The organism is Bradyrhizobium sp. P2_E8 (assembly GCF_056403875.1).
In genome coordinates this window covers 1-642 of record NZ_JBFUES010001834.1, presented here as the reverse complement: position 1 = coordinate 642, position 642 = coordinate 1, and the positions used below count along the sequence as shown (strand labels likewise).

Below are 642 nucleotides of genomic sequence, written 5' to 3'. Positions count from 1 at the left end.
GATTTCAGAGCCGGCCTTCGTGGTCATGTCGGGACTCCCAGGAGGTAAAACAGGAATTCGGCGCGTTGCCAGAGCGAATGCTCGCGGTCCAACGGCGCGTCGAAGACGTGGATGAGACAAAAGAAGGTCGAGACCCAAAGGCAAGGCAGCAAGCGGCTACCCGGCCATCCTCGCGACGCCGGCCGCGGTGCGCGACGCATCTGCGAGAGCCCTACGCTGATTGCCAGGACAAGCGTGTAGAACGCATGCGATTGCTGACCGACCACAGCCCGCCAAAGGCCCATGTCGCCGACGAAATGAATGTCGCGAATGAAGTGAAACAGCAGGTTGCCGACACAAGCGGCAGCGAAGGTGGCGAAGAACATTCGAAGCCGGCGACGGCCGCGGAAACATCGAACAAAGGTCGGGTAGAAGAAGTGATCGACGAGCAGTTCCTTGTAGTAGAAGTAATAGCGATTCCAGAATTCGGCGCGTTGCCAGAGCGAATGCTCGCGGTCCAACGGCGCGTCGAAGACGTGGATGAGACAAAAGAAGGTCGAGACCCAAAGGCAAGGCAGCAAGCGGCTACCCGGCCATCCTCGCGACGCCGGCCGCGGTGCGCGACGCATCTGCGAGAGCCCTACGCTGATTGCCAGGACAAGC

Annotated in this window: 1 protein-coding gene; it reads left to right on the top strand. The window is 60.4% G+C overall.

From position 1 onward, the window contains the following. Nucleotides 1-245: 245 nt before the first annotated feature. A partial coding sequence (locus AC1D00_RS44180) for a hypothetical protein (RefSeq protein WP_477015085.1) occupies nucleotides 246-642 on the top strand: 397 nt, incomplete at its 3' end.